Genomic DNA, 22,631 nt, shown 5'->3' on the forward strand with positions numbered 1-22,631 from the left:
ACGGATCTTTCAGGGTTCAGCCCGTTCAATTGACGAGGCAAACGGCGAAAGACCCCCGGCGAGATGCTCGCCCAAAGCGAAGTCAGGCGGCGAGGTCGGGCGGCAACTTCCCGCCGTTCGCCGCCAGCGCCTGCATCACTTGCTTGTGCAGCCAGATATTCATGCTCGCCGAGTCGTTCATGTCGCCGTCGTACTTGAGTTCCTGGGCGAGCTGCTTGCGATGTTCGAGGCTGCTGTCGATGCCGAGCGCCTTCATGGTGTCAACGATAGACGTGCGCCAGTTCAGCGTTTGCCCACTTTCACTGACAAGCTGATCCATCACGGCTTCGACGTCGACGTCAGTCAAAGGCGCAGGTGCAGGCGTGGCATCCGGGGCGGCAGCCTGGGCTGCCGCGGGATCCGGTGTCGGCTCCGCCGCAGGCGGTGGTTGGTCCGGTTTTGCTTTGCCGAACAGCTTGTTCACAATATCGCCGAAGATGCTCATTCTGGATGCTCCCAACAGGTTGGTAATTCAGGGAAACACCGTACCGTTTCCGATACGTGTGCCGTCAATATCCTATGCGAGGTTTGCGTCCGGGTCATGGCAAATTGTTTAACAATGTTTAGATGTCGGCGGTCTGCGCCAGGCCACGCGGAACGCATACGGTGTTTCGTGTTCCGGCGCTTCCGGGCGCGAAATCGTCGAGACTGCGCCGTCCACCGTATCCAGTCCCCGAGTACGTCACGATTCGGCAAAGGCCGGGGGCTGCACGAATCCGCCAAACTCGCGCTCGGCTAGTTCAGCAAAGGCGATGGGGGTCCGGTCTTCGAGGTAGGGGCCTATCGCCTGGAGCCCGATAGGCAAGCCGCTTTCGCCCAAGCCGATTGGAAACGCGGTCGCGGGCAATCCAGTCAAGGTCGCGAGACTCTGCCATAGGGCCTGATGAGTGTAGGCAGTCTGCCTGCCGTCGATTTCCAAACGGCGGGAGCGGATGTCGGAATGGTCATGCGTGAAGGCCGGTGTCGGCAGTACCGGACAAAGCACGAGATCCCATTCCCGAAAGAGCTGACGCCACTGATGCATCAGGGCGACTCGGGCGCGGTCGGCAGCAATCCAGTCGCGATGGCTGAGCACCAGGCCGCGCAACTCCATCGCCGCGTCACTGGTGTCGCTTCCGGGTAAGCCGGCGGCCTGCTCCTGAAGAGCACGATAATCGTCAAGCGGCATGTCTGCGCCCATGAATGACAAAAATAGCTGGCCCAAGGTGTGCATCACGAGCCCCAGATCGGGCAGCAAGGCACTCCCGGTCCCCACTGTGCAACGGGCTCCCTCAAGCTGCTGACGAAAACGTCGCATTGCCGCGCGTACCTCGTTCGAGATCTGCACCACCGGATGGTCTTCGAGCATGAGCACCCTGAAGTCGGCAAGTCGGGTATGGCGAGAGGGAGGTAGCTCGAGGCGGTAGGCTGCCGCTTGTGCGTCGTCGGGGCCGGCCAGCACATCGAGGGCCAGCGCGAGATCGCCGGCGCTGCGCGACATGGGTCCCGCCACGACGAGGTCGGGATCGACGCTCACCGATAACATCGGACTGCCTGGCGGGCCAGCGCCGCGCAGAGGCACAAGGCCGTGGCTGGGCTTATGCGCATAGATGCCGCAGCAATGTGCCGGAACTCGCAGGGAGCCGTAAATATCGCTGCCGAGTTCGAGCGGAACGAACCCGGCGGCCAACGCGGCCGCCGAGCCACCGGACGAGCCGCCGGGCGTGCGTGTGAGATCCCAGGGGTTGCTTGTGACGCCGTACACGGGATTGTAGGTTTGCCAATCGCCCAGCATCGTTGCGACGTTGGTCTTCCCCAGGATGACGGCGCCTGCATTCTTGAGGCGTCGCACGGCGACCGCGTCCTCGTCGATCCTGATTGTCTCGGTGCCGGGCACTCCCCAGGTCTTCGGCAAGCCCGCCATGCTGAAGGACTCCTTCACTGTCATCGGCACGCCGAGCAGCGGACGGCGATCGCCTCGCATGAGGGCGGCATCGGCCGCTGCCGCGGCCAGACGCGCACGCTCGAAGTCTCGCACCACGACGGCATTCGTCTTGGCGTCGTAACGTTCGATACGAGCCACGGCCTCGTCAAACAGTTCGACGGCTGATATCTCGCGGGCTTGCAACGCGAGTGTCATTTCACGAGCGTTCTTGAAGCTCATATCGTTATCCTCATCACTATTCGACATCGATGAACCGGCCTGCTTGCGCGGCAGGATTCGTTACTTTCATGTCAGGGTTCAGGACGCACTATATGCCCTTGCCGCGAAGGCCATTTGATCGTTCTTGCGCAATAGGTGGAGATGAATATTCGAACGTCGGCTCAATCGTTACCAGCGGACGTAGGCACGGACGCGCTCCGTCGCCGAGTTCGAGCGGGTGATATTCTTGCTGCTCACCGCATACCCACATGCTGATGCGGTATGACACATTCTCTGTCGATCGCCAAAGAATTACCAAATGGCCGAAGCAACCACGCTTTCTTGCATGGCGTGACGCAGTACCAGTAGGCCGGCTTCAGGCGGGGACGAACAAACGGGATCGAAAGTCATGAACGACAAGCGAGATGTAGCGCCAGACAGCACAGCAGCGCGAGTCGCCTTGTGGCGCGCTCTGCATGTCGAAGCCGACCCCCCGCCGCATGTGCTGGAAGACGAAATCGGCCTCGAGCTGCTGGCCCCGGACGAGGGCTGGCGCCGCCGCGGCGACATGGACCCGCAGTTCACGCGTCCCTTCCGCGCCTCAATCGTGGCTCGTGCCCGCTTCATTGAGGACCTGGTCGTGGAACAGGCCAGCCGCGGGCTTAGTCAGTATGTGATCCTCGGCGCGGGCCTTGACAGCTTCGCACAGCGAAGGCCGGAGATCGCGTCCCGCCTCAGGGTGTTCGAGATCGACCGGCCAGGTCCCCAGGCATGGAAGCGTCAGCGCCTGATCGAGCTCGGCTTCGGCGTGCCGGACTGGCTGCGCTTCGTGCCGGTCGATTTCGAGGCGGGAGGGACCTGGCGGGACGGGCTCGTGACTGCCGGCTTCGATGACAGCAAGCCGGCAATCGTGGTCTCCACGGGCGTCAGCATGTATCTCACCAAGGATGCGAACGCGGCCACGCTGCGCCAGGTCGCGGCCCTCGCGCCAGGATCGACGCTCGCCATGACGTTCCTGCTCCCGCTGGAACTGGCGGACCCCGAGGTACGTCCCGGGCTCGAGATGGCGGAGAAGGGCGCGCGAGCAAGCGGGACACCTTTCCTGAGCTTCTTCACCCCGCCGGAGATCATGGCGCTGGCCCGCGAAGCCGGCTTTAGAGAAGCACGGCACGTCTCGGCGGCCGATCTTACGCGGCGCTACTTCGCGGGCAGGACAGATGATCTGCGCCCGCCGAACAATGCGGAAGAACTGCTGGTGGCAAATGCATAGCGGCCCGCACACTGTCCGACCAGCATGAGCGGACTTCGGCCTGGTTCGGCCCTTCCCCACGGAGGGCGCTATCGGCGAGCGCCAGGCACCGGCGGTTGGCGGGCTGGAACCCGAGGCGGCGGCGATCGAAGACGATACGTCGGCTCGTGCGCGCTATCGACCAGGCACCGCCCTTGCGTGGCGACCTTGACCTCCGGGCACTGGCTTGCGTGACATCGCGCTATGGAATGTCGCGCTCGTCGTGTCGCGGCTCCGATCTGCCGGGGCGTCTTTTGCCCGGCTAGCGTCAGCGTGTGCGGCTCGGGGGAGTAAGAAGCGCCATAGCGACGCGGCGCGCGCCGGCAATCGCCGCCGCTTCGCTTTCAAAGACAGCGCCATCGACGACCTGCTGATACGGCAGCAGGTCGGGTTGTGCCAGGTGATCTTCTTCGACGGTGCGAATCGCCACATAGGCGGCCCAGCCGCCGTGGTGGATCCACTGCCTCGCGGACAACTCGAGCCGGTATTTCCCCAGTACTTCTACGTGCATCGGAATTCTCCTGTGCGGCCGCTCACGCGCCCGCAGATGCTTCCAGTTCCGCGAGACGCTTGCGCAGCAAGCGATCTTCCTGAAAGCGGCTGGTTTCGTCGCGGATCACGGCGACGATGCCGGTGAGTTCGTTTTGCGGCGAATGCAGCAACGCAACCGTAAAGGCAATCGATAGTGACCGTCCGTCCTTATGCGCGGCGGGGACACGCAGTACGTCGTTGCCATAACGGGTTTCGCCCGTTGCCATGGTCTTGTGATAGCCGTCCCAATGGCGGCCGCGCAATCGTTCCGGAATGATCAGGTCCAGAGACTTTCCCAATGCCTCGCTTTGCGTAAAGCCGAACATGCGTTCGGCCGCGGGGTTCCACAATGTGATGCTGCCGCCGGCGTCGGAAATGATGATCGCGTCGCCGATTGCGTTGACGAGTTGCTGGAAGTCGATGGCGCTTTGCATGGCATTCCCCCGAATGTAAAAGGTGGATTCTTGAATCGGACACGGCGCCGCCCGGGGCGGTGTATCCGCAGGCCCGAGCGTACAACCGGGCCTGCGTGACACCGTTAAACCGCTTTGACTTCGCGCAGGTTGAAGATTTCCTGCTTGCTGTAGCCGAGGCTCGCCAGCACTTCGTCCGTGTGTTCGCCGAGCAGCGGCGACGCGGTGACTTCCGGCTTCAGATCCGAGAACTTGATCGGACTGCCGACCGTCAGATACGTGCCGCGTTTCTTGTGCGGCACTTCGACGATCGTGCCGCTCGCGCGCAATGACGGATCGTTGGCCAGTTCCTTCATCGTCAGCACGGGCGCGCACGGAATGTCGAACTTGCGCAAGATGTCGACTGCTTCGAATTTGGTCTTGTCGGCGAGCCAGGCTTCGATGGTTCCGAAGATCTCGAAGATATGCGGTTGACGTGCTTCAGCGGTCTTGTAGGCCGGGTCATCGATCCACTCGGGTTTGCCGAGTGCCCGGCAGATCGGCTCCCACGCATGGCCCTGGATCGTGAAATAGATGTAGGCGTTCGGATCCGTTTCCCAGCCCTTGCATTTGAGCACCCAGCCCGGCTGACCGCCGCCGCCCGCATTGCCGCCACGCGGCACCACATCGCTGAATTCGCCGTGCGGATATTGCGGATATTCCTCGAGGTAACCCACGCGCTCCAGCCGCTGCTGATCCCGCAGCTTCACGCGGCACAGGTTCAGCACGCTGTCCTGCATCGACACGGCGACCTTCTGGCCCTTGCCGGTTTTGTCGCGCCCCAACAGCGCGGTCAGAATGCCGATCGCCAGATGCATGCCGGTGTTGCTGTCGCCGAGCGCCGCGGCGCTGATGGTCGGCGGACCGTCCCAGAAGCCGGTGGTGGACGCCGCGCCGCCTGCGCATTGCGCGACGTTTTCGTAGACCTTCAGGTCGTCGTAGTGATGGCCGTCGCTGAAGCCCTTCACCGAAGCGACGATCATCTTCGGATTGAGTTCGTTCAGGCGTTCCCACGAGAAGCCCATCCGGTCCAACGCACCCGGGCCGAAATTTTCGACCAGAACGTCCGATTCGCGGATCAGCTTTTCGAGGACTTCCTTGCCTTCGGGCTTTTTCGTGTCCAACGTGAGCGACTTCTTGTTGCTGTTGAGCATCGTGAAGTACAGCGCGTCCGCGTCGGGGATGTCGCGCAACTGGTTGCGCGTCACGTCGCCCGAACCGGGTCTTTCAACCTTGATCACATCGGCGCCGAACCAGGCGAGCAACTGCGTGCACGCGGGACCAGCCTGAACGTGGGTGAAGTCGATGATCTTGATGCCGTCGAGTGGTTTGGTCACTTTGATATCTCCTGGGTTGCTCTGGATTACTTTTTCATCGCCGCGCTTTGCGGATTCAGATTGGTCAGGCGGCCGCTTTCGGTGCCCGCCGCTTCATCGATCACAGCGTTGATCAAGGTCGGCTTGCCGGATGCGATCGCTTCGAGCAGCGCCTTCGTCAGTTCTTCCGGTGTGGTCGCGTTGTAGCCGACACCGCCGAATGCCTCGATCATCCTGTCGTAGCGCGCACCTTTCACGAACACGGTCGGCGCGACGTCCTTGCCGCCCGTCGGGTTCACGTCGGTGCCGCGATACACGCCGTTGTTGTTGAAGATGATCGTGCAGACCGGCAAGTCGTAACGGCAGATGGTTTCGAGTTCCATGCCGCTGAATCCGAACGCGCTGTCACCTTCGATCGCGACAACCGGCTTGCCGCTCGTCACCGCCGCGCCGATCGCGAAGCCCATGCCGATGCCCATGATTCCCCACGTGCCCGAATCGAAGCGTTTGCGCGGCTCGTACATGTCGATGATGCTGCGCGCGTAGTCGAGCGTGTTCGCGCCTTCGTTGACGACGTTGATGTCCGGGCGTGTCTTCAGCACATCGCGGATCGCGCGCAGCGCACTGTGGAAATTCATCGGCGACGGGTTCTTCTCGAGCGTCGCGGCCATCTTGGCGAGATTCTTGTTCTTGCGCTCGGCGATCGCGCCGGTCCATTCGGCGCCCGGCTTCGCGAAGCCCGCATCGAGCCCGGCGCGCAGTGCCGCGACGCACGAACCGATATCGCCGATCACCGGCGCGGCAATCGCGACGTTGCTGTCGATTTCGGTCGGCGAAATGTCGACCTGGACGAACTTCTTCGGCTCCGCGCCCCACGTTTTGCCCTTGCCATGCGCCAGCAGCCAGTTCAGCCGCGCGCCGATCAGCACGACGACGTCGGCTTCCTGCAGCACGAACGAGCGTGCCGCCGACGCCGACTGCTCATGCGTATCGGGCAACAGACCCTTGGCCATCGACATCGGCAGATACGGAATGCCGCTTTGTTCGACGAACGCGCGAATCTCCGCGTCAGCCTGCGCGTACGCCGCCCCCTTGCCGAGCAGGATCAGCGGACGCTTGGCGCTCTTCAGGACATCGATCGCACGCTTGACCGATTCCGGCGCCGGCAGCTGACGCGGCGCGGCGTCGACCACGCGCACCAGCGACTGCTGCGCCTTCACGGCATCCAGCGTTTGCGCGAGCAGCTTGGCCGGCAAGTCCAGATACACGCCGCCCGGGCGGCCCGACACCGCGGCTCGAATCGCACGCGCCACGCCGATGCCGATGTCTTCCGCGTGCAGCACGCGATACGCGGCCTTCGCGTACGGCTTGGCCGCATTCAGCTGATCCATTTCTTCGTAATCGCCCTGCTGGAGATCGACGATCTCGCGCTCGCTGGAGCCGCTGATGAGGATCATCGGGAAGCAGTTGGTGGTCGCGTTGGCGAGCGCCGTCAGACCGTTCAGAAAGCCCGGCGCCGACACCGTCAGGCAGATGCCCGGCTTTTGCGTCATGAAGCCGGCAATGGCCGCCGCGTTGCCCGCGTGCTGTTCGTGACGAAAGCCGATGAAACGCATCCCTTCCGCTTGCGCCAGCCGCGCCAGGTCGGTGATGGGGATCCCGACCAGTCCAAAGATGGTGTTGAGGTCGTTCAGTTTCAGCGCATCGATGACGATGTGGAATCCGTCGGTCGTCTCGGTGGTCTGTTGATTCAATGTCTCTTCTGCTGTGGTGCTGTCGGCTTCTGCCATGACGTCTCTCCTCCAAGACTGGGGCGTGGTGTGGTTCGTGATATACAATATGCCACACACAGTATTAGTCAAGCGAGTTTTTTGAAGCTGATCGGATTGCTGCGCTGCAGCTTGCCTGTGCGGGCTTGTATTTAAAGGCTGGGGCGGGGTGTGGGCGTTTGCGTCGCACAAATCGCCGGCGGAGCCGGAATTGGGCGAGCGCTGCATTTTTGGCTACCGGTTTGGCGGGCGGGGATGACGAAAGAGGACGTTGGCCGGCGCTCTGTCGAGGTCCGGCACCGTGCGAGGGCGAATAAAAAAAGCACTGCAACGCTGAACGCGTTGCAGTGCCTGGCGGTTCTGACGAGGTGCGGCAACCGGCTCCTGGGCGAAGCGTTTATGTCGCGCCGAAGATGATTTCAGGCTCAGTCGAGGAAATCGCAGTTCGCTTCGACGAACGCCGCCAACTCGAGCGAATGCTGTCGCACGAGGCTCTCGACCAGTTCGGTATCGCGCCGCTCCAGCGCCTCGATGATGCGCATGTGATCGACAATCGAGCGCGATGCCCGGTCGCTCTGCGAGATCGTCATTTTGCGAATCGCGCGGACATGGACGAACAGATTTTTCATCGTATCGAGCAGAATCTGCGATTGCGATAACTGCACGATCGACTGATGGAACGTAATGTTCGCCTCCGAATACTCGTCGATATGCTCGGCCGGCGTGGCGTCGCGAAAGTCGTCGAACATGCGCCTGAGCGCCGCGATCTCGGAGTCGGACGCGCGCTGCGTGGCGAGGCGCGCAGCCATGCTTTCGAGCGCCGCCCACATGTGAATCATGTCGACGATCTCTTTCTTCGTCTTGCGCTGGATGTAGATGCCGCGGCGCGGCACGGTACGCAGAAACCCTTCCTGCTCGAGCAGCGTCATCGCTTCGCGAACCGGCGTGCGGCTGACGCCGAGCGCCTCGGTGAGTTCTTTTTCGTCGAGCCGGATCTCCTCGCGCGAGCGATAGATGTCGGCTTCGGCAATGGCCTGCTTCAACTTGGCGTAGGCCTGGTCGCGCAGCGAAGCAGTCGCGTTGATCGGCACGAGCGTCAGTGGCGGAGCCGCTGGAAGAACATCGGTTTGTGCATCAGCCATGGACAGTGCTTCCCAGTTTGAGAGAATTCGTTGCTCGGGACGCGCGAGCGGGTCATTTAAATATATTTAATACCATATATCACATACGGCCATTAGTCCAGGTGGTGTAATCCACGGGTTTTAGCTGGGAAGCGCGTGCCGTTCCGCACGCGCCATACCTATTAGATGGGCAAGCGCAGAAAGCGACCTTGCAGCAAGCTGCAGGTCGCTTCGCGGCACCGTCGAACGCGGTGCGAGGGCAGGGTTGCCGCCGCCGCAGCCTATGCTGCGGCAGCAGGCGAACCCAGTTGGGTCGTGAGCTACGCGCTCACGTTGTCATTCATTCACGCGGGCCGCCGGACAACGGCTGCAGCCGCGCTTCAGCGACGACCACGGCAGCCGACGCGCCGGCGTGCTCGATCCAGCGCTTTCTCATGGGTGCAAGGACGAACTTCGCGGACACGGCTGCCGCGATCGACACCACCGCCGCCGCAATGAACACTGTGCTCCACCCGCCGTTCGCCGACAGCACCGATGCTATCGGCACCAGCATCGACGCGGTCCCCTTCGCGGTATAGAGCGTGCCCGCATTGGCCGCGGCGTATTTGCTGCCGAACGTGTCCGCGCAGGTCGCCGGGAAGATCGAGAAGATCTCGCCCCAGCACAGGAACACGGCGGCTGCGAAGAACATGAATGCGTACGGGTCGTGGCCGAACTGCATGAGCCCCAGCAGCGCGACGCCTTCACCGAGGAAGATCATGAACATCGTGTTCTCGCGGCCGATGCGGTCCGACAGAAAACCGCACAACGGACGCGTGAAGCCGTTGCACAGGTTGTCTATCGACAGCGTCATCGTCAGCAGCGGCAGGGTGATGCCCATCAGATTCACCGGCAGCTTGGCAAAGCCGAACTCCTTCGCGATCGGCCCAAGCTGCGCGGTCGCAATGATGCCGCCGGCCGCGACGAACACGAACATCAGGTACAGCACCCAGAAGAGCGGCGAACGGATCATCTCGCCAGGCGTGTAGTCGATCCTGGTTGCGACCACGCGTTTGGACGCGACCGCGGTTGCGGGCGGCTTCGGCCGTATCAGCATGGTGGCGAGCAGCAGAATGCAGACGCCCTGGAAAATGCCGAAGAACATGAACGTGTGCTCGTAGCCCGAACGCTGGATCATGTTGGCGATCGGAATCACGGTGACCGCTGCGCCGGCGCCGAAACCGGCCGCCGTCAAACCGGCCGCGAGACCGCGCTTGTCCGGAAACCATTTGAGCGCCGTGCCGACGCAGGTGCCGTACACGCAACCCGCACCGATACCCGCGATCACCGCCGCAACGTATAGCGCGGCGAGACTGCTCGCATGCGCGTCGATGATCCAGCCGAGCGCCGCGCACAGCGAACCGCCGATCACAACCGGCCGCGGCCCGAACTTGTCGACGAGCCAGCCTTCGACAGGCACGAGCCACGTTTCGGTGACGATGAAGATCGTGAACGCGGTCTGAATCGCCGCCTGGCCCCAATGGTGCGCGTTGTCCATTGGTACGACGAAAAGCGTCCACGCATATTGCAGGTTCGCGACGAGCCCCATGCACACGATGCCGATCGCCAGTTGCACCCAGCGGTTATGCCTGAACGCCGTCTTGCCTCTTCCGGCTACGTTGGAATAGCCCATGTCTCTGTCTCCTTTGTCGACCGGAGTTAGCGCTTTAGCGCTTACTCCGGTCCCGTCCGTCGCGCTCGAGCGGCACGTTGGACTCGAGTAATCGAATCGCCTGATCGCCGGTTAGTGTGCCGGCAATGAAGCGCCAATGGTCGGCCAGAGGGAATTCCACTATCGAAAACCCTTACCTCGTTGATCGCGCGACAACTGAGAAAAAGCGCTGGGTAAAAGCAGCTGTGCGTGCGGCGAGTCTGGGGGCATGCTGCGCGTGAACAGCAATCAGTGAAAGTCAAAACATTTTATGGTTTGTATTAGGCATCCCTAATACATGGTTGACCAGTTCCGAGCGTGGGTTCGTCGTTCGGGGTGGCGAAAATGCATAAGCAAAAAGCTATCGTTATTCGAAGTAACTTTAACTGTTGTTTATTTATGCTCGCTTCTATTCTTGGTCCATGCCATCTGCCTCAAGGAGACGACCATGAACCCCTCCCAATTCGACGCCGGCGACAGCGCGCAAGATGCGGAAGTCCATGCGCAACTGTGCGCCTATAACACCGCTTTCGACGAACTCGGCCTGCGTTTCCGTTGGGATGCGCAAACGCTCGCGTTGCTGGCTTTGATCGACGGTGAACAGGCTCGGATCACCGCTTACATCGAAGCGCACCATGCGCATTTGCTGAAAGCGTATAGCGCCGAGTTTCTGAGCCGGGCCATTCTCGAGAGGAAGAACGCACGCTATCCGGTGTGCGTAGCGACGCGCGTCGAAATCGCGCCGCACCCGAGCCACGAGACACGTCAGACGCCGATGAGCAGCCGGCGCGAGTGCCTGTCGCATGACATGGAGCTGCCGGCGCTGGCGGGTGTGTAGACGCGACGGGCGGATTTCGGGTGCGGCGTCCCTCGTCGTCGGAGAATCGAGTGTAGGCGCCGGCGTGAGCCACGCAAGCGCAACGTCCGGGACTGCACGGAAACGGGAGCCTGTTGCTGGTGGGCGATAGGCTCCGCGCACGCGATCCTTGGCGTCGTTCGCCACGCCCACCACCCTCTAACGCGCGGATTGCCTCATGAGGGGCGTGACGATGCGCGCGAGGCGCTCGGATGTCCAAACGGGGGATTTGTCGTCCCATCCGTTATCGGCCAGAAGTCCCAGGCGGTCGATCGTGAAGCTTACCGGGATACGCCACATGCGCCCGTAGTCTCCGGCCCACGCGCTCCCCAGTAGTCCAACGGGAAAACTCAGGCCGGAGGCGGTCTGTCGTACTGCCTGTAAATCATCCGGCCCGTCCAGGCTGAAGCCGAGCACCTGCAGCCCCTCGGCCGCATGCTGCGCGGCGTAAGCGGATAACAGCGGTAGTTCTTCACGGCAAGGCTCGCACCATGTTGCCCAGAAAGTGAGGACGACCACCTGTCCGAGCAGATCGCGGGTGTCGATGCTGCGCCCATTCAGGGTATGCAGCACGAGGGGCGGAGCAGGCTGACCCACGGCCAGTGTGGTGGCGCGTGCCTCCGTGAACCAGCCGGAAGTCAGCCCGCCCAGGGAACAGGCAAAAGCGGCACGTAACCAGGTGCGGCGCGCGGCGTGCGCCGGCGAGTCCTGGCCGGTGCGTGCCGGTGACGGCCGTGGCACCTGAGGCACCTGCAACACCTGAGGCACCTGCAACACCTGAGGCACCTGCAACACCTGAGGCAGATTAGAACGCATAGCTGATCCCCACGTTGCCGCTCCAGCGCGGAAACAGCTGATAGCCATCGAGCTTGCTGTATATCGCGCGTTGCACAAAGCCGTAAACCTGGAGGTTCTTCCACACGCTAACGGTGATGCCCGGGCTGACATAAACGACTGTCCCAGCCGTATTCGCGGTGTCGGCGAGCGCGCCCTGGTCGTGGCTCTTGCGATAAACGTTGACCTGCAATTGCGGCACGATCTTCGGGTTTGCCTCATAGCGCAGGCCAAGGCTCACATTGGCTATGTTTCCCGGACGGAAATCGCCGCCGGGCTGGTTGAGGTTTTCCGCAACCGCGGATTGGAATTGGCCGTTGATGAAGGCGTCAAAGTTCTGGCTGATCGCCTGATAGTAGTACGCGCCGACGATCAGGTCAGTACTGCCGGTGCCGGGCTGAAGGCTGGTGTCGAGCGCCTGACCCGAACTCGCATTGGGGCCGCTCGAAAAGAACACGGGATTGCGTCCCACGGTTGCCCCCGTATTGACGTTCTGGCCGCCATAACGGCCCGTGGGTAACTTGACGCCGAGTTGCACGCCGAGATTATGCGTCGGCAGAAACCCCTGATAGCTGCCGATCAGTTTGATGTCCCCCAGGCCTTTGCTGGTCGCGCCGCTAATGTTGTCGGGCGTGAGCTTGTCGGTGGTCGCGTTGCCGTAGGTGCTATGGCTGCGATCGACGTAAGGGACCAGCGCAGTGAAATTCCAGCTGACGCTCGGGCTATAGCTGATTCCCAAAGTCAGGTATCGATTGATCGTCTGGCGCTCGACCTCCTGACTGCCTCCCGCATCATTGATGCTGGCGGGCTGGGTATTCGACACGGCGCCAGTGCCGCTGCGCAACTGGTTCTGGCTGATGAAGTCGTATTCGAGATTGATCCGCCAGCCCGGGGTGGCGGAATAGCCCAATGCGGCATCGGTGCTGAGGGCACAGCCGCAGCTGGCGCAGGCGTGAGCCGCGACTGGCGCGATCATGAGCACGGCCCATGGCAACGTATAGCGCAGCAAAGTGTTCTTGTGGATCGACATGATTCCTCTCCGCTTGATGCGAACGCGCGCGCACCACCCTCGCCGGGTGAATGGACGAACGTGTTTCCTGCAGGGATGAACAGAGTCTGCCTGTCCGGTTACGGAACAAACTGGAGAGGCGGTCTGGGAAGGGGAAGGTCAGGAAACGGCGGGAGGATCGCGAGGCCGGCCAGATGGGAACGCGGCGTAAGGGACAAATTCAGACGGTTTTGATACCTGTGCACGTGCTACAAAAACGGTGGCAACCGGTTCTGGAGGCGGTACGTTGGCGGCCGGTACGTGATGCGCGAAAAAGTCGCAGTATCCGCATGCGCTCCACTGGTCTGACGATACATCGTGCGCGGGGGCAGAGCCTTCGCTCCTGACGGCCGAGCACACGGCACTGAAAGGCCCATCCGCCTGGGCTGCTGCGATCAACTGACTCACGAGCGGCGCCAGGACCACGAGCCACATGGCCACGAGACCCAGCCATGCGACAGTGTGTTTGCGAGCGCGGAGCTTCATGGTAGTCAAAAAATTTGCCAGGATTCTATCCATCGGATAGCGGACCTGTACAGCGTTTTCTATCAGCGTGCTATCGGTCGGACACTCCTTGATAGGCTGGAGAGGCAACTTGCCGGGGTGCTTCGACGTCAGGGCCGTTTCGCTGCGAGCAGAAAGCACCTGCGATCACGTCGAAACGCTGATCGGCCGAAAGGGTCTGCGAAACCGTTGGTGCGAATATCGCCATCAGGATTGCAAGCAATCTGAGAATGCCGCCAATCTTCGAATGGAAAAGGCTCGGCATGATGAAGGCGATATCGCGCGCCGGCTGGTGTGTTCTAGCCGATTATCGCGCGCGCCTTTGACGGCTCCGATGGGTAGATATCCTACAAAGGGATAGGGAAAGAACTGTTCAGGATTCGAAAGGCAGAAGTATCTGGCTTACTGCAGACGGAACGTGCCGACCATCGTCTGCAACCGTGCGGCTTGTTCGTCAAGCGATGCCGCAGCCGCTGCGGCCTGTTCGACCAGCGCCGCGTTTTGCTGCGTCACTTCGTCCATCTGCGAGACCGCGCGGTTGACCTGCTCGATACCGGTGCTCTGCTCGAGCGACGCTGCGGCAATCTCGCTCATGATGTCGTTGACGCGCCGGATCGACTGAACGATTTCACTCATCCGTTCGCCCGCGACCGCCACCTGATCCGCGCCGTCGTCAACACGCGCCACGGACGACTGGATCAGCTCCTTGATGTCTTTCGCGGCCGCCGCGCTGCGTTGCGCGAGCGTGCGCACTTCGCCTGCGACCACCGCGAAGCCGCGACCTTCTTCACCCGCCCGTGCCGCTTCGACTGCTGCATTGAGCGCGAGAATGTTGGTCTGGAACGCGATGCCTTCGATTACCGCGATGATCTGACCGATCTTGCGCGATTCGTCGGCGATGCCCTGCATCTTGCCGATCACCTCTTCGACCGCATTGCCGCCGCGCTGCGTGGCTGCCGTGGCGAGTTCCGCCAGCTGGCTCGCCTGCCGCGCGTTGTCGGCATTCTGCTTCACGGTGGCCGTCAATTGCTCCATGCTCGCCGCCGTCTCCTGCAAGGACGCAGCTTGCTCTTCGGTACGTTGCGACAGATCCGTGTTGCCTTGCGCGATTTCACCCGAGCCCGTCGCAATCGAATCGCTCGAATGCTGAATACCTTGCACCAGTTCGCGCAGCTTCTGCCGCATCTCGCTCAACGCGTACAGCAAACTCGAACGGTCAGTCGGCGCGAGCTTGATATTGGCCGCCAGATTGCCCGAGGCGATCTGCGCCGCAAACGCAGCGGCCTCCGTCGGTTCGCCGCCCAGCTCACGCTTCACGCTGCGCGTCATGACCCACGCCATGCCGCTGACCGCGGCGAAGATCGCAAGCGAGATCGCGATCAGCGTTTTCGCGAGCTTCCAGTACGCCGCGTTGATGTCGTCGTAGAAGAAGCCCGTGCCGATCCACCATTGCCATGCCGGGATCGCGACCACGCCTTGCAGCTTGGCTTCGAGCGGGCCGTTTTGAGAGCGCTTGATCAGGACGTCCACCAGCGCAAAATGGTCTTTTGCCAGTCCTTGCTGATAGGCCTGCGTATCGGTGAGATCGCCAGACCTCGTCTTGTTGCCACCGGTCTTGGTGCCGACAAGACTCGGGTTCGGGTGGACCAGATTGATGCCGTCGGTGGTCGTCGCCCAGTAGTAGCTCTTGCTGTTCGCGTTCAACTGACCGAGCGCCGTTTTGGCGGCGGCCTGCGCGTCGTCGTGGTTCATCTTGCCGCTTGTCTCGAGCGACTGGTAGTACAACACAAGATGTTCCGCTTTGGTCAGCAGCGCTTCGATCTGCGTCTGACGGCTCTCGATGAGGGCCTGGTCGAGTTGTGAAAGCGCGATCGCAGCGATGCTAACGACACCTGCCAGCGCGGTGCAGACAATCAAAACCAGTTTGGTCGAAACTTTCATGGGTATGTAGCTGCCGGAGGGGCAAGGTTAACCGTGTAGTACACCCGTTAACGACCAACGGCGCTTGAACCTTTAGCGATTTTTTGACTGACAGGCCTCACTTTTGAGAGCGGCCGTTCGCAGCCGCCGATCGGGTGAAGCGGCCGCTTCATTCCCGAAAAGGCACCCACAGGTGACGCGGACAATCCTCTTCAATGGCGCGCCGGGATCGCGTGGAAAGTTCTTGTAATCACTTCCGGATCACGGGTTTTTCTCCCTTAATCGCCAAATCGCGCCCGCACTATCCTGTTCGCACAGAAACCGTATTCCTGAAAGCATGGCGGCAGGTCGCGACGATTTTCCGCCACGCCTCAGCCTGGTGACTCCCCTGAACAGAGGCTCGGTATGTTTACTTTCAACACTGTTTTCTCCCGCGCTTTCCAGCGCCTCGCGAAGCCGTCGGCTTTGCTGTCGATCGGCATGCTGGCAGCGGGCGCTACGCTCGTCGCCGATGCATCCGCGGCGAGCTTCAAGTGCACGGCCAAGTCGTCCGCGTCGGAAAAGATCGTCTGTCAAGATCCGGCACTGTCGGCACTCGACGACCGTCTCGCTGCCTCCTGGCACCGCGCAAAAGACACCACGATCGACCCCGCAGCACTCGAAGCGGCGCGCACCCAGCAATGGCTCTGGCGGCAGCACCACTGCACCGACGAGGCGTGCGTGAAGAGCTGGTACGACCGCCGGATCGTCGAATTGGACGCCGACTATGAGCAGGCGAAGCAGGCGCGCCACGACGCCTTCGAAGCGTCTCTGACAGCGCAAAAACTCGTGCCTTCGGCGGCTGACGCGGTTCGGAAGATGAAGGACACGCCGGTGGCGAAAACGACAACCGCGAGTACGCAGTAGTCAAATCCCGGTCGCTCGCTTCACCCAAAGATTCGCCGTTCGGCGCCGACGCATGCTGGCAAATGCCGGCATATGCCGGCGCCGAACTCCATCCGTGCATCTCGCGCCGCAAAACGCGAGATGCGCGCCTCTTGCTAGATGATCGTCGTCGCGGTGCGGCCAGCATATCCGGTCCCCCTTGGCTGTAACCACTGCCATTGCCAGGCACGCGCGATCCCCGCGTATGACACTGCCATTGCGACGGCACGCGCCATCTCCGCATATAACATCGCCGTTTTTACGAAACCCCCACCCAGTATTAGCGCTGCGTTTACGCCGAGTTTCCTAAATTTGACGGTGCGGGAGATCCGGTTCGCCCGGCAGCGAAGCGTTGCCGGTGTCGGGCGGCGCGCCGGTAAACAGCTCATCTTCCTTGGCCACCGACGCGCGCGTTTCGCTGTAGTGCCGTTTGATGAGGAAGCAGATCGCGACAACGCCGCTCGTCACCGGCACGGTGAGCCAACCACCCGCGGTAAGCTTTTCCATCAGCGTGATGACCAGTACGGTGCTGGTCACCGACAGGCCGAGCGCTGAAAGCGCGAAATGTCTGCGCCTATGCTTGCCGTCGCCACGGTGCCGCCACCAGTAGAGGCACAGGCCGAGCAGCGAGAGGCTGAACGTCGGGAAGACGTTGATGCTGTCAAGCACCACGAGGATCGACACGTCGCCATGCGTCCACAGCCTGCAGAAAACAATTTTTTCGGCCAGTTTGCATCCGACGTGCCGCTCGATCCGTATAGGTCGATGAGGACTTGCCGCTTCGTGCATTGCGCATCGAATGCGCGGTCTTATGCTCAAGGAGAGTCTCGGGATGCGATGGCGAGGACTCCAGCACGCACTCGTTTCGACTGGCCGCTCCGCTGCTAAACTACCGCTATTCCCGATCATGTACGGCCAACCTGCAGAGAACGCGATGCCTATGCAAGGACATGCAGCGGCCGCCGGCGACGGTATGACGGATGACTTCGAGGCCCGGCGCCGCGACGAACTCAACCGGCTTCTGCTGCGCACCGGCGAAGGCGACCAGGCAGCATTCGCTACGCTCTATCAGCGCACTTCTGCAAAGCTGTTCGGCATTTGCGTGAAGATGCTGCGCGATCGCAGTGAAGCCGAGGACGTGCTTCAGGACGTCTATGTCACGGTATGGCGCCGAGCCGCGATCTTCGACCCTGGCATGGCCGGCGCCGTCACCTGGCTCGCGACGATCGCGCGCAACCGGGCGATCGACCGCTTGCGCAGCCGCCGCGAGGAATCGCTGGATGAGTCGACGGAAGAAGACCTCGTCGACGAGCATCCGTCACCGGCCGCAATTGCCGAGCGCAGCCAGCAGAGTCGGCGTCTGGAGCATTGTCTGGAAAGACTGCCTGCCGAGCACGGCAAGATCATACGGGAAGCCTTTTTCACGGGCGCGACGTATGCCGAGCTGGCGGAGCGCCTGAGCGTGCCCCTGGGCACGATGAAAAGCTGGATCCGGCGTAGCCTGATTCAGCTCAGAGCCTGTCTCGAGCAATGAATACGCCTTCACACGACCACGACGATCTGCGGTGCGCCGAGTACGCCCTGGGTGTGCTCGACGCCGCCGAGCGCCGGCAGATCGAAGAGGCGATGCGACACGATCCTCGTCTGGCGGCTAACGTGGCTCGCTGGCAGAACCGCTTGATGCCGCTGAGCGAGGAGATCGGCGAGATCGCGGCGCCTCCCCATGTGTGGGCGCGCATTCAGTCCGAACTGGGTTTCGCGCGGCTGGCGCCGCGCGCGTCACGCGTCAGGCTATGGGACAACGTTCGCTTGTGGCGCCTGATCGGTATCGGTTCGAGCGTCGTGGCTGTGGCGCTCGCTATCGTGTCTGTGTTGCCGGTCGGACGGGCGCCCGTTACGGCGCCGGGCAATCGCGACTACATGGTCGCCAGCATCCTCCGGCAAGGCGGGGGTGCGGGATGGACCGCCACCGTCGACGTTCAGCGTGCCCGCATGGTGATCGTTCCCGCAGACAACGTACCGGCGGTGGCCGACCGTTCCACCGAACTATGGATTATCCCGCCGGGTGCGCGGCCCGTCTCGCTTGGCGTCATTGCCGCGGACCGGCCGACGATCGTATCGCTGCCGCAGGCACGGCTCGCGCAGTTGAACGCTCGTGCGATCCTGGCTGTGTCGCTGGAGCCGGCCGGCGGGTCGCCTACCGGACAACCGACCGGGCCGGTACTGGCGAAAGGGGTTGTCGGCGGGACGTGAGGCGGCCTTGCCGCAATGTTCGTCGCGTGTGTTTGGATTTAAGGGGTATCCGTATTTCGTGGTTGACGGTTGAGCCGCGGGCGGCGGCCGGATGAGCGTCGGTGTTTGGTTTCGCGGGGAATCTAGCGAGCCGGTTTTTCCGAGGAAGCGATATCTGGTCTGTGCTCGCGGGCGGCTTTCGCCGTTCGCGCGCGCAACTGCATCGGAATGTTGCGGCAAAACGCGCTCATTACGAGACTACAGAATGCAGCATTATAAGCATCAAACGATGCTATAATTAGTGCTCAGACTTGCGGAGATTCCCATGCGTACGACTATTGCACTTGATGACGACTTGATCGCCAAGGCTCAAGCCTATACGGGCGTGGAGGAAAAAACGGCACTCGTGCGCGAAGCGCTAAAGGCCTTGATCCAGCGTGAAGCCGCCAAACGACTCGCGAATCTTGGCGGTAGCCAACCGGGCATCAAAGGCGCGCTGCGTCGCCGGCAGGACGTCGAATGATTCTTGTCGACACGTCGGTCTGGATTGACCACATCAACGCTTCTGATCCTATGTTGATTACCCTGCTTGCCGGGGAGCGTGTGCTTGCTCATCCCTATGTGATAGGCGAGATTTCGCTCGGTAGTCTGCGTGACCGTGACGTCGTGCTTGGCGCGATGCTCGACCTGCCGCGCGCGCCAGTTGCAACACCGGAGGAAACGTTTTATCTGATCGAGCGCGAAGGTTTGTTCAATCGTGGAATCGGATATGTCGACACGTCACTGTTGGCGTCCGCGCGCCTACAACCCGGCATCACCATCTGGACGCGCGATAAGCGATTGAAGAAAGTTGCAGATGAACTCAATCTCGGCGCGATGCTCGCGCACTAGGTAACCACGAAATACGGTTACCCGTATTTAATCGAAACGCCTGCATCCGCCGGTTCGTTTGACCCGTATCTTCGATTGCTTCCAGTCCGGAAGCGTCGATCTTTCGGGGAGAACCGAAATGCAATCCTGCAACGATATGAAGACTATCGGCGCGATGCTCGCGCTCGCGCTGACCTTGGGCGTGGTGACGCCGGCCGCTACGGCCGGATCGATGTCCACTGATAACACCGTGGAAGTCGGCGGCGCGCCGATGTATCCGTCAAAAAATATCATCGATAACGCGGTGAATTCGAAGGACCACACGACGCTGGTTGCGGCCGTCAAGGCCGGCGGTCTCGTCGATACGCTGTCGGGCAAGGGGCCATTTACGGTGTTCGCGCCGACCAACGAAGCCTTCGCGGCGTTGCCGTCCGGAACAGTCCAGACGCTGCTCAAACCCGAGAACAAGCCGACACTCGTGAAAGTGCTCACGTATCACGTCGTACCGGGTCGCATCACCGCGCACGACCTCGCCATGGCGGTCGAACAGGGGGGCGGCAAGGCAAACCTGAAAACGGTCGAGGGCGATTCGCTGATCGTCAGTAAGGACAGCAAAGGTTGGGTCATCACCGACGACAAGGGGGATATCGCACACGTGACGATCGGCGACGTCATGCAATCCAACGGCGTGATTCATGTCGTCGACACGGTGCTGATGCCTTGATGGTCACGCAAAAACCTCGGAGGGGACTGGCTGTTGCGGGCCGACGCCATAGCGCAAGCCGCTCGTCGGCGTGACGCTGGTGCGGCGCGTTCAAGGTGACTTCGGTGTTGTCCGCAATGGACGGCGATGACGGGTTGGTGCCATCATCCGCTGCAGGTCCCTTCGACCCGTCCTGCCCACGACCGGGAGCATCCCATGTGCGGCCGCTATGCTCGAGCCCGCTACGGCATCGATTACCTGATCCCTCTCGCCAGCGATCGCGATACTCGCTGGCCGCTCCTGAACGAATCGGCACCCGCCGATACCCCGAGCTGGAATGCCGCGCCGGGCAGTCGCCAGCCCGTGATCTACCCGGACGGCGCGGTACGGCTGGTGCACTGGGGGTACCGGCCTGCATGGGCCGTCGCAAGAGGCCTACCGCAGATGATCAATGCGAAGGTCGAGAAGGCGACCAGTTCGGCATGGGCAGCGATGTGGAAAAACGGCCGCATCATTGTGCCGGCCGACTACTGGTACGAATGGAAATCGGAGAGCGACGGCAAGCAGCCCTATGCCATTCAGGCCAAAAGCGGCGAACCGATGTACGTCGCCGGCCTGACGAATGTTCGCCCGGACACGGAGCAATGCGAAGGCGACGGTTTTGTGATCGTGACGGCAGAGGCGGGCGCCGGGCTGGTCGACGTCCACGACCGGCGGCCAGTCGTGTTCTCCGCCAAGGTCGCCCGCGAGTACCTGGACCCGGCAACCTCCGCCGAACGCGCCGTTCACCTCGCCCTAAGCGCTGCCGAACCACCGGAGGCGTTCACGTGGTTTCCCGTGTCCCGCAAAGTCAACCGGTCCGGACCCGATGGGCCGGATCTCGTCGAACCGTTGAAAGGCGACGCACCGTAGCTCGCAGATCCAGCCGCCGGCATTGCTTCGAATCGGATTAATTCCTTTCGTATTACGTAGGCAGCCGATCCGTGCGTTAGGTCGCGGCGCTGCAGTCCTGCAGTCCTGCGTTAAAGGTCAGCGGCCGATAGCGTGACACGTTCGCCTGTGTCCGGCGCTGCTTTCGCCTCCACAGCGTGCAACAGCCGACGCTTGCCAAGCTCGAAGGCGAGCAGCAATTGTCTGGGAGTCGGGTTCGCAGCACCGAGTTCTTTGCAAACGACTTCGCTAGGCAGCGCAAAGGCGCAATATCCCCAGCCGAAGCCATACGCCGAAAACAACACGGTAGAGTCGGCAAAGAGGATTGGCGCAGTCAGATTGATGGTGGGCTGGTTCATGACTGATCGCCCTCCTATCCGACGGAAATGTCTTTTGGATTCTTGCATGCTGACCTTACAAAAGTCCGTGCGTAAGGGTAAGTGACAACGAGGTGCTTTGCTACCCGCGCACGTTGCAAGGCTGCAATCGAAAAAGCTGCAGGATTGTTCACGCTCGCCAGGCGCGTGTCGCATGGGTCAGCGGTCGGACAAAGGTTGCTCTTCGTCTTCGCCGCCCTCAATGATGATTGTTATTGGTCTGACGAATACGCAGCAGCGAATACGCGCGCAGGTATTGTGAGCTACCGGGACCAGCACGGTGTGATCCGGATTCGAGGCAGCCCATCTATGCGAGTGCATAACGGTGCCGTTTCGGTTTGCGTCCGGTGAGTTTTCCGGCCCATGACGCAATTCAAGCACGCAATTCAAGCACGCAGCTCAGGCACGAAACTCAGGCACGAAACTCAAGCGGCTAGCCGGTAACCGTTCATCGCGGGTCGGGCGGTCTGGGGCGGAAATACGCACCAGCAGCCGTCACGATGGCGAAAGAAGAATATTGCCCGCGAGCCGCCCGGAGCTAACGCCTCGACATGGACGTAGCGTCCGCTGTCTCCACGCATACGACCAAACTGCACTACGCGGATCCGCATGGACGCAGCGGGTGCGAGCCACTTGTCGACCAGATAGTGCAGGGACTTCTCGGCGGTGTTCATGATCCCTCTCCTTCGACCTCGCCCCTCCGGTCACGCTATCGGCGGCTGGAGTGCAGCGACCGAAGTGCGATGGGAGTTGATTAGAGAGTAGGATCGGCTAACGATTTGCGATAGTTAATGTTTTTAACGATAACGATAAACTAAACGTTATGTATTTCGGCACCCAGTCCACCCGAGGTTTCCAGGAAGAGCGCGGTCGCCGGCTTTGATTGCGCGGCCTGCCTGGCCGCTCGAGATTGGCTCCGCGGTTGCGCGCTCCATGACAGGGTAAATTTCCGGCGATGCATTGAGCGGCGGCTTGCCCGCCTTGAAGTCGGCCTTGAAAGCGTCTCGTCTATCTTGCAGCGACATGAGCGTTCGCTGTTGAGCGGATCGTTCTGAATCGGCTTTGCGATGAGGCGAGCCGTGTGTTCGGCCTGCACTCCATCGTC

The 22,631-nt window shown here is 61.6% G+C and carries 24 protein-coding genes and 2 pseudogenes; 9 read left to right on the plus strand and 17 right to left on the minus strand.

Annotated features, from left to right (window positions below; genetic code table 11):
- Positions 1-82 precede the first annotated feature (82 nt).
- Together DLM46_RS10575 and DLM46_RS10580 are read right to left on the minus strand one after the other, a co-directional pair.
- Complete coding sequence (locus tag DLM46_RS10575; protein WP_115100722.1) at positions 83-484, minus strand: DUF3597 domain-containing protein; 402 nt, start codon at positions 482-484, stop codon at positions 83-85.
- 237 nt (positions 485-721) lie between these two features.
- Entirely contained in the window at positions 722-2,182 is a 1,461-nt protein-coding gene (locus tag DLM46_RS10580) for an amidase (RefSeq protein WP_244306063.1), read from the minus strand.
- A 388-nt stretch (positions 2,183-2,570) separates the two neighbouring features.
- On the opposite strand from DLM46_RS10580, the gene DLM46_RS10585 reads away from it, so the two are divergent.
- Positions 2,571-3,431 carry a class I SAM-dependent methyltransferase gene (locus DLM46_RS10585; RefSeq protein WP_115100724.1) on the plus strand — a complete coding sequence of 287 codons (861 nt, stop codon included), beginning with the start codon at positions 2,571-2,573 and terminating at the stop codon, positions 3,429-3,431.
- Between the two features lie 286 nt (positions 3,432-3,717).
- Here the strand turns inward: DLM46_RS10585 and DLM46_RS10590 are convergent, their stop codons facing one another.
- The 6 genes from DLM46_RS10590 to oxlT form a co-directional block, all read right to left on the minus strand.
- Positions 3,718-3,960 (minus strand): hypothetical protein, encoded by a 243-nt coding sequence (locus tag DLM46_RS10590; RefSeq protein ID WP_115100725.1) that lies wholly within the window; start codon positions 3,958-3,960, stop codon positions 3,718-3,720.
- A gap of 22 nt (positions 3,961-3,982) precedes the next feature.
- Positions 3,983-4,414, minus strand: a complete 432-nt coding sequence (locus tag DLM46_RS10595; RefSeq protein WP_115100726.1) for a PAS domain-containing protein — start codon at positions 4,412-4,414, stop codon at positions 3,983-3,985.
- A 104-nt stretch (positions 4,415-4,518) separates the two neighbouring features.
- On the minus strand, positions 4,519-5,769 hold the full coding sequence (gene frc, locus DLM46_RS10600) for a formyl-CoA transferase (RefSeq protein ID WP_115100727.1): 1,251 nt from the start codon (positions 5,767-5,769) through the stop codon (positions 4,519-4,521).
- A gap of 26 nt (positions 5,770-5,795) precedes the next feature.
- Positions 5,796-7,538 (minus strand): oxalyl-CoA decarboxylase, encoded by a 1,743-nt coding sequence (gene oxc / locus DLM46_RS10605; RefSeq protein WP_115100728.1) that lies wholly within the window; start codon positions 7,536-7,538, stop codon positions 5,796-5,798.
- A 404-nt stretch (positions 7,539-7,942) separates the two neighbouring features.
- Positions 7,943-8,659, minus strand: coding sequence for a GntR family transcriptional regulator (locus DLM46_RS10610; RefSeq protein ID WP_115100729.1), 717 nt, complete (start codon positions 8,657-8,659; stop codon positions 7,943-7,945).
- Positions 8,660-8,978: 319 nt separating this feature from the next.
- Positions 8,979-10,310 carry an oxalate/formate MFS antiporter gene (gene oxlT / locus DLM46_RS10615; RefSeq protein WP_115100730.1) on the minus strand — a complete coding sequence of 444 codons (1,332 nt, stop codon included), beginning with the start codon at positions 10,308-10,310 and terminating at the stop codon, positions 8,979-8,981.
- Positions 10,311-10,776: 466 nt separating this feature from the next.
- Here oxlT and DLM46_RS10620 point away from each other — a divergent pair, with 466 nt between their 5' ends.
- The gene (locus DLM46_RS10620) at positions 10,777-11,166 is read left to right on the plus strand and encodes a hypothetical protein (protein WP_115100731.1); all 390 of its coding nucleotides are present in this window, start codon (positions 10,777-10,779) and stop codon (positions 11,164-11,166) included.
- Between the two features lie 177 nt (positions 11,167-11,343).
- On the opposite strand, the gene DLM46_RS10625 is transcribed toward DLM46_RS10620, so the two are convergent.
- The 5 genes from DLM46_RS10625 to DLM46_RS10640 form a co-directional block, all read right to left on the minus strand.
- Positions 11,344-12,000 (minus strand): TlpA disulfide reductase family protein, encoded by a 657-nt coding sequence (locus DLM46_RS10625; protein WP_115100732.1) that lies wholly within the window; start codon positions 11,998-12,000, stop codon positions 11,344-11,346.
- Positions 11,990-12,994, minus strand: a complete 1,005-nt coding sequence (locus DLM46_RS10630) for a transporter family protein (RefSeq protein ID WP_425273978.1) — start codon at positions 12,992-12,994, stop codon at positions 11,990-11,992. Before DLM46_RS10630 ends, DLM46_RS10625 begins: the two co-directional genes overlap by 11 nt.
- Positions 12,995-13,186: 192 nt before the next feature.
- Complete coding sequence (locus DLM46_RS10635; protein WP_341868584.1) at positions 13,187-13,585, minus strand: DUF2946 domain-containing protein; 399 nt, start codon at positions 13,583-13,585, stop codon at positions 13,187-13,189.
- A 37-nt stretch (positions 13,586-13,622) separates the two neighbouring features.
- The gene (locus DLM46_RS41110; RefSeq protein WP_341868585.1) at positions 13,623-13,835 is read right to left on the minus strand and encodes a DUF2946 family protein; all 213 of its coding nucleotides are present in this window, start codon (positions 13,833-13,835) and stop codon (positions 13,623-13,625) included.
- 137 nt (positions 13,836-13,972) lie between these two features.
- The gene (locus DLM46_RS10640) at positions 13,973-15,511 is read right to left on the minus strand and encodes a methyl-accepting chemotaxis protein (protein ID WP_115100734.1); all 1,539 of its coding nucleotides are present in this window, start codon (positions 15,509-15,511) and stop codon (positions 13,973-13,975) included.
- Positions 15,512-15,895: 384 nt separating this feature from the next.
- Here DLM46_RS10640 and DLM46_RS10645 point away from each other — a divergent pair, with 384 nt between their 5' ends.
- The gene (locus DLM46_RS10645) at positions 15,896-16,396 is read left to right on the plus strand and encodes a lysozyme inhibitor LprI family protein (protein ID WP_133300323.1); all 501 of its coding nucleotides are present in this window, start codon (positions 15,896-15,898) and stop codon (positions 16,394-16,396) included.
- A gap of 345 nt (positions 16,397-16,741) precedes the next feature.
- On the opposite strand, the pseudogene DLM46_RS10650 reads toward DLM46_RS10645, so the two are convergent.
- Positions 16,742-17,116: pseudogene (locus DLM46_RS10650) on the minus strand (amino acid transporter); the annotation flags it as partial.
- Positions 17,117-17,387: 271 nt separating this feature from the next.
- On the opposite strand from DLM46_RS10650, the gene DLM46_RS10655 reads away from it, so the two are divergent.
- The 6 genes from DLM46_RS10655 (at position 17,388) to DLM46_RS10680 (ending at position 21,131) form a co-directional block, all read left to right on the plus strand.
- Positions 17,388-17,948 (plus strand): sigma-70 family RNA polymerase sigma factor, encoded by a 561-nt coding sequence (locus tag DLM46_RS10655; RefSeq protein ID WP_341868586.1) that lies wholly within the window; start codon positions 17,388-17,390, stop codon positions 17,946-17,948.
- A 92-nt stretch (positions 17,949-18,040) separates the two neighbouring features.
- Positions 18,041-18,667: an anti-sigma factor gene (locus DLM46_RS10660; protein ID WP_244306064.1), complete on the plus strand. Its 627-nt coding sequence runs from the start codon at positions 18,041-18,043 to the stop codon at positions 18,665-18,667.
- Positions 18,668-18,971: 304 nt separating this feature from the next.
- The gene (locus tag DLM46_RS10665; RefSeq protein WP_115100737.1) at positions 18,972-19,169 is read left to right on the plus strand and encodes a type II toxin-antitoxin system VapB family antitoxin; all 198 of its coding nucleotides are present in this window, start codon (positions 18,972-18,974) and stop codon (positions 19,167-19,169) included.
- Complete coding sequence (locus DLM46_RS10670) at positions 19,166-19,537, plus strand: type II toxin-antitoxin system VapC family toxin (RefSeq protein ID WP_115100738.1); 372 nt, start codon at positions 19,166-19,168, stop codon at positions 19,535-19,537. The genes DLM46_RS10665 and DLM46_RS10670 overlap by 4 nt, the downstream gene beginning before the upstream one ends.
- 118 nt (positions 19,538-19,655) lie before the next feature.
- Positions 19,656-20,240, plus strand: coding sequence for a fasciclin domain-containing protein (locus DLM46_RS10675; RefSeq protein ID WP_208866261.1), 585 nt, complete (start codon positions 19,656-19,658; stop codon positions 20,238-20,240).
- Between the two features lie 195 nt (positions 20,241-20,435).
- A complete protein-coding gene (locus tag DLM46_RS10680; RefSeq protein ID WP_115100739.1) occupies positions 20,436-21,131 on the plus strand; it encodes an SOS response-associated peptidase in 696 nt (231 codons plus the stop codon).
- A 110-nt stretch (positions 21,132-21,241) separates the two neighbouring features.
- On the opposite strand, the gene DLM46_RS10685 is transcribed toward DLM46_RS10680, so the two are convergent.
- The 3 genes and pseudogenes from DLM46_RS10685 to DLM46_RS40165 all read right to left on the minus strand — a co-directional run.
- Complete coding sequence (locus DLM46_RS10685) at positions 21,242-21,508, minus strand: hypothetical protein (RefSeq protein ID WP_115100740.1); 267 nt, start codon at positions 21,506-21,508, stop codon at positions 21,242-21,244.
- A 443-nt stretch (positions 21,509-21,951) separates the two neighbouring features.
- Positions 21,952-22,200 carry a hypothetical protein gene (locus DLM46_RS10690; RefSeq protein ID WP_115100741.1) on the minus strand — a complete coding sequence of 83 codons (249 nt, stop codon included), beginning with the start codon at positions 22,198-22,200 and terminating at the stop codon, positions 21,952-21,954.
- Between the two features lie 189 nt (positions 22,201-22,389).
- Positions 22,390-22,551, minus strand: a pseudogene (locus tag DLM46_RS40165) (peroxiredoxin-like family protein); the annotation flags it as partial.
- Positions 22,552-22,631: the final 80 nt, after the last annotated feature.

Source organism: Paraburkholderia lacunae (assembly GCF_003353175.1).
Lineage (GTDB): Bacteria > Pseudomonadota > Gammaproteobacteria > Burkholderiales > Burkholderiaceae > Paraburkholderia > Paraburkholderia lacunae.

Bases quoted from the DNA above. Each gene is read 5' to 3' on its own strand.
- DLM46_RS10575 (WP_115100722.1), bottom strand. From the start codon at position 484: ATGAGCATCTTCGGCGATATTGTGAACAAGCTGTTCGGCAAAGCAAAA.
- DLM46_RS10580 (WP_244306063.1), bottom strand. From the start codon at position 2,182: ATGAGCTTCAAGAACGCTCGTGAAATGACACTCGCGTTGCAAGCCCGC.
- DLM46_RS10585 (WP_115100724.1), top strand. From the start codon at position 2,571: ATGAACGACAAGCGAGATGTAGCGCCAGACAGCACAGCAGCGCGAGTC.
- DLM46_RS10590 (WP_115100725.1), bottom strand. From the start codon at position 3,960: ATGCACGTAGAAGTACTGGGGAAATACCGGCTCGAGTTGTCCGCGAGG.
- DLM46_RS10595 (WP_115100726.1), bottom strand. From the start codon at position 4,414: ATGCAAAGCGCCATCGACTTCCAGCAACTCGTCAACGCAATCGGCGAC.
- oxc (WP_115100728.1), bottom strand. From the start codon at position 7,538: ATGGCAGAAGCCGACAGCACCACAGCAGAAGAGACATTGAATCAACAG.
- DLM46_RS10610 (WP_115100729.1), bottom strand. From the start codon at position 8,659: ATGGCTGATGCACAAACCGATGTTCTTCCAGCGGCTCCGCCACTGACG.
- oxlT (WP_115100730.1), bottom strand. From the start codon at position 10,310: ATGGGCTATTCCAACGTAGCCGGAAGAGGCAAGACGGCGTTCAGGCAT.
- DLM46_RS10620 (WP_115100731.1), top strand. From the start codon at position 10,777: ATGAACCCCTCCCAATTCGACGCCGGCGACAGCGCGCAAGATGCGGAA.
- DLM46_RS10625 (WP_115100732.1), bottom strand. From the start codon at position 12,000: ATGCGTTCTAATCTGCCTCAGGTGTTGCAGGTGCCTCAGGTGTTGCAG.
- DLM46_RS10630 (WP_425273978.1), bottom strand. From the start codon at position 12,994: ATGATCGCGCCAGTCGCGGCTCACGCCTGCGCCAGCTGCGGCTGTGCC.
- DLM46_RS10635 (WP_341868584.1), bottom strand. From the start codon at position 13,585: ATGGATAGAATCCTGGCAAATTTTTTGACTACCATGAAGCTCCGCGCT.
- DLM46_RS41110 (WP_341868585.1), bottom strand. From the start codon at position 13,835: ATGCCGAGCCTTTTCCATTCGAAGATTGGCGGCATTCTCAGATTGCTT.
- DLM46_RS10640 (WP_115100734.1), bottom strand. From the start codon at position 15,511: ATGAAAGTTTCGACCAAACTGGTTTTGATTGTCTGCACCGCGCTGGCA.
- DLM46_RS10645 (WP_133300323.1), top strand. From the start codon at position 15,896: ATGTTTACTTTCAACACTGTTTTCTCCCGCGCTTTCCAGCGCCTCGCG.
- DLM46_RS10655 (WP_341868586.1), top strand. From the start codon at position 17,388: ATGACGGATGACTTCGAGGCCCGGCGCCGCGACGAACTCAACCGGCTT.
- DLM46_RS10660 (WP_244306064.1), top strand. From the start codon at position 18,041: ATGCGACACGATCCTCGTCTGGCGGCTAACGTGGCTCGCTGGCAGAAC.
- DLM46_RS10665 (WP_115100737.1), top strand. From the start codon at position 18,972: ATGCGTACGACTATTGCACTTGATGACGACTTGATCGCCAAGGCTCAA.
- DLM46_RS10670 (WP_115100738.1), top strand. From the start codon at position 19,166: ATGATTCTTGTCGACACGTCGGTCTGGATTGACCACATCAACGCTTCT.
- DLM46_RS10675 (WP_208866261.1), top strand. From the start codon at position 19,656: ATGCAATCCTGCAACGATATGAAGACTATCGGCGCGATGCTCGCGCTC.
- DLM46_RS10680 (WP_115100739.1), top strand. From the start codon at position 20,436: ATGTGCGGCCGCTATGCTCGAGCCCGCTACGGCATCGATTACCTGATC.
- DLM46_RS10685 (WP_115100740.1), bottom strand. From the start codon at position 21,508: ATGAACCAGCCCACCATCAATCTGACTGCGCCAATCCTCTTTGCCGAC.
- DLM46_RS10690 (WP_115100741.1), bottom strand. From the start codon at position 22,200: ATGAACACCGCCGAGAAGTCCCTGCACTATCTGGTCGACAAGTGGCTC.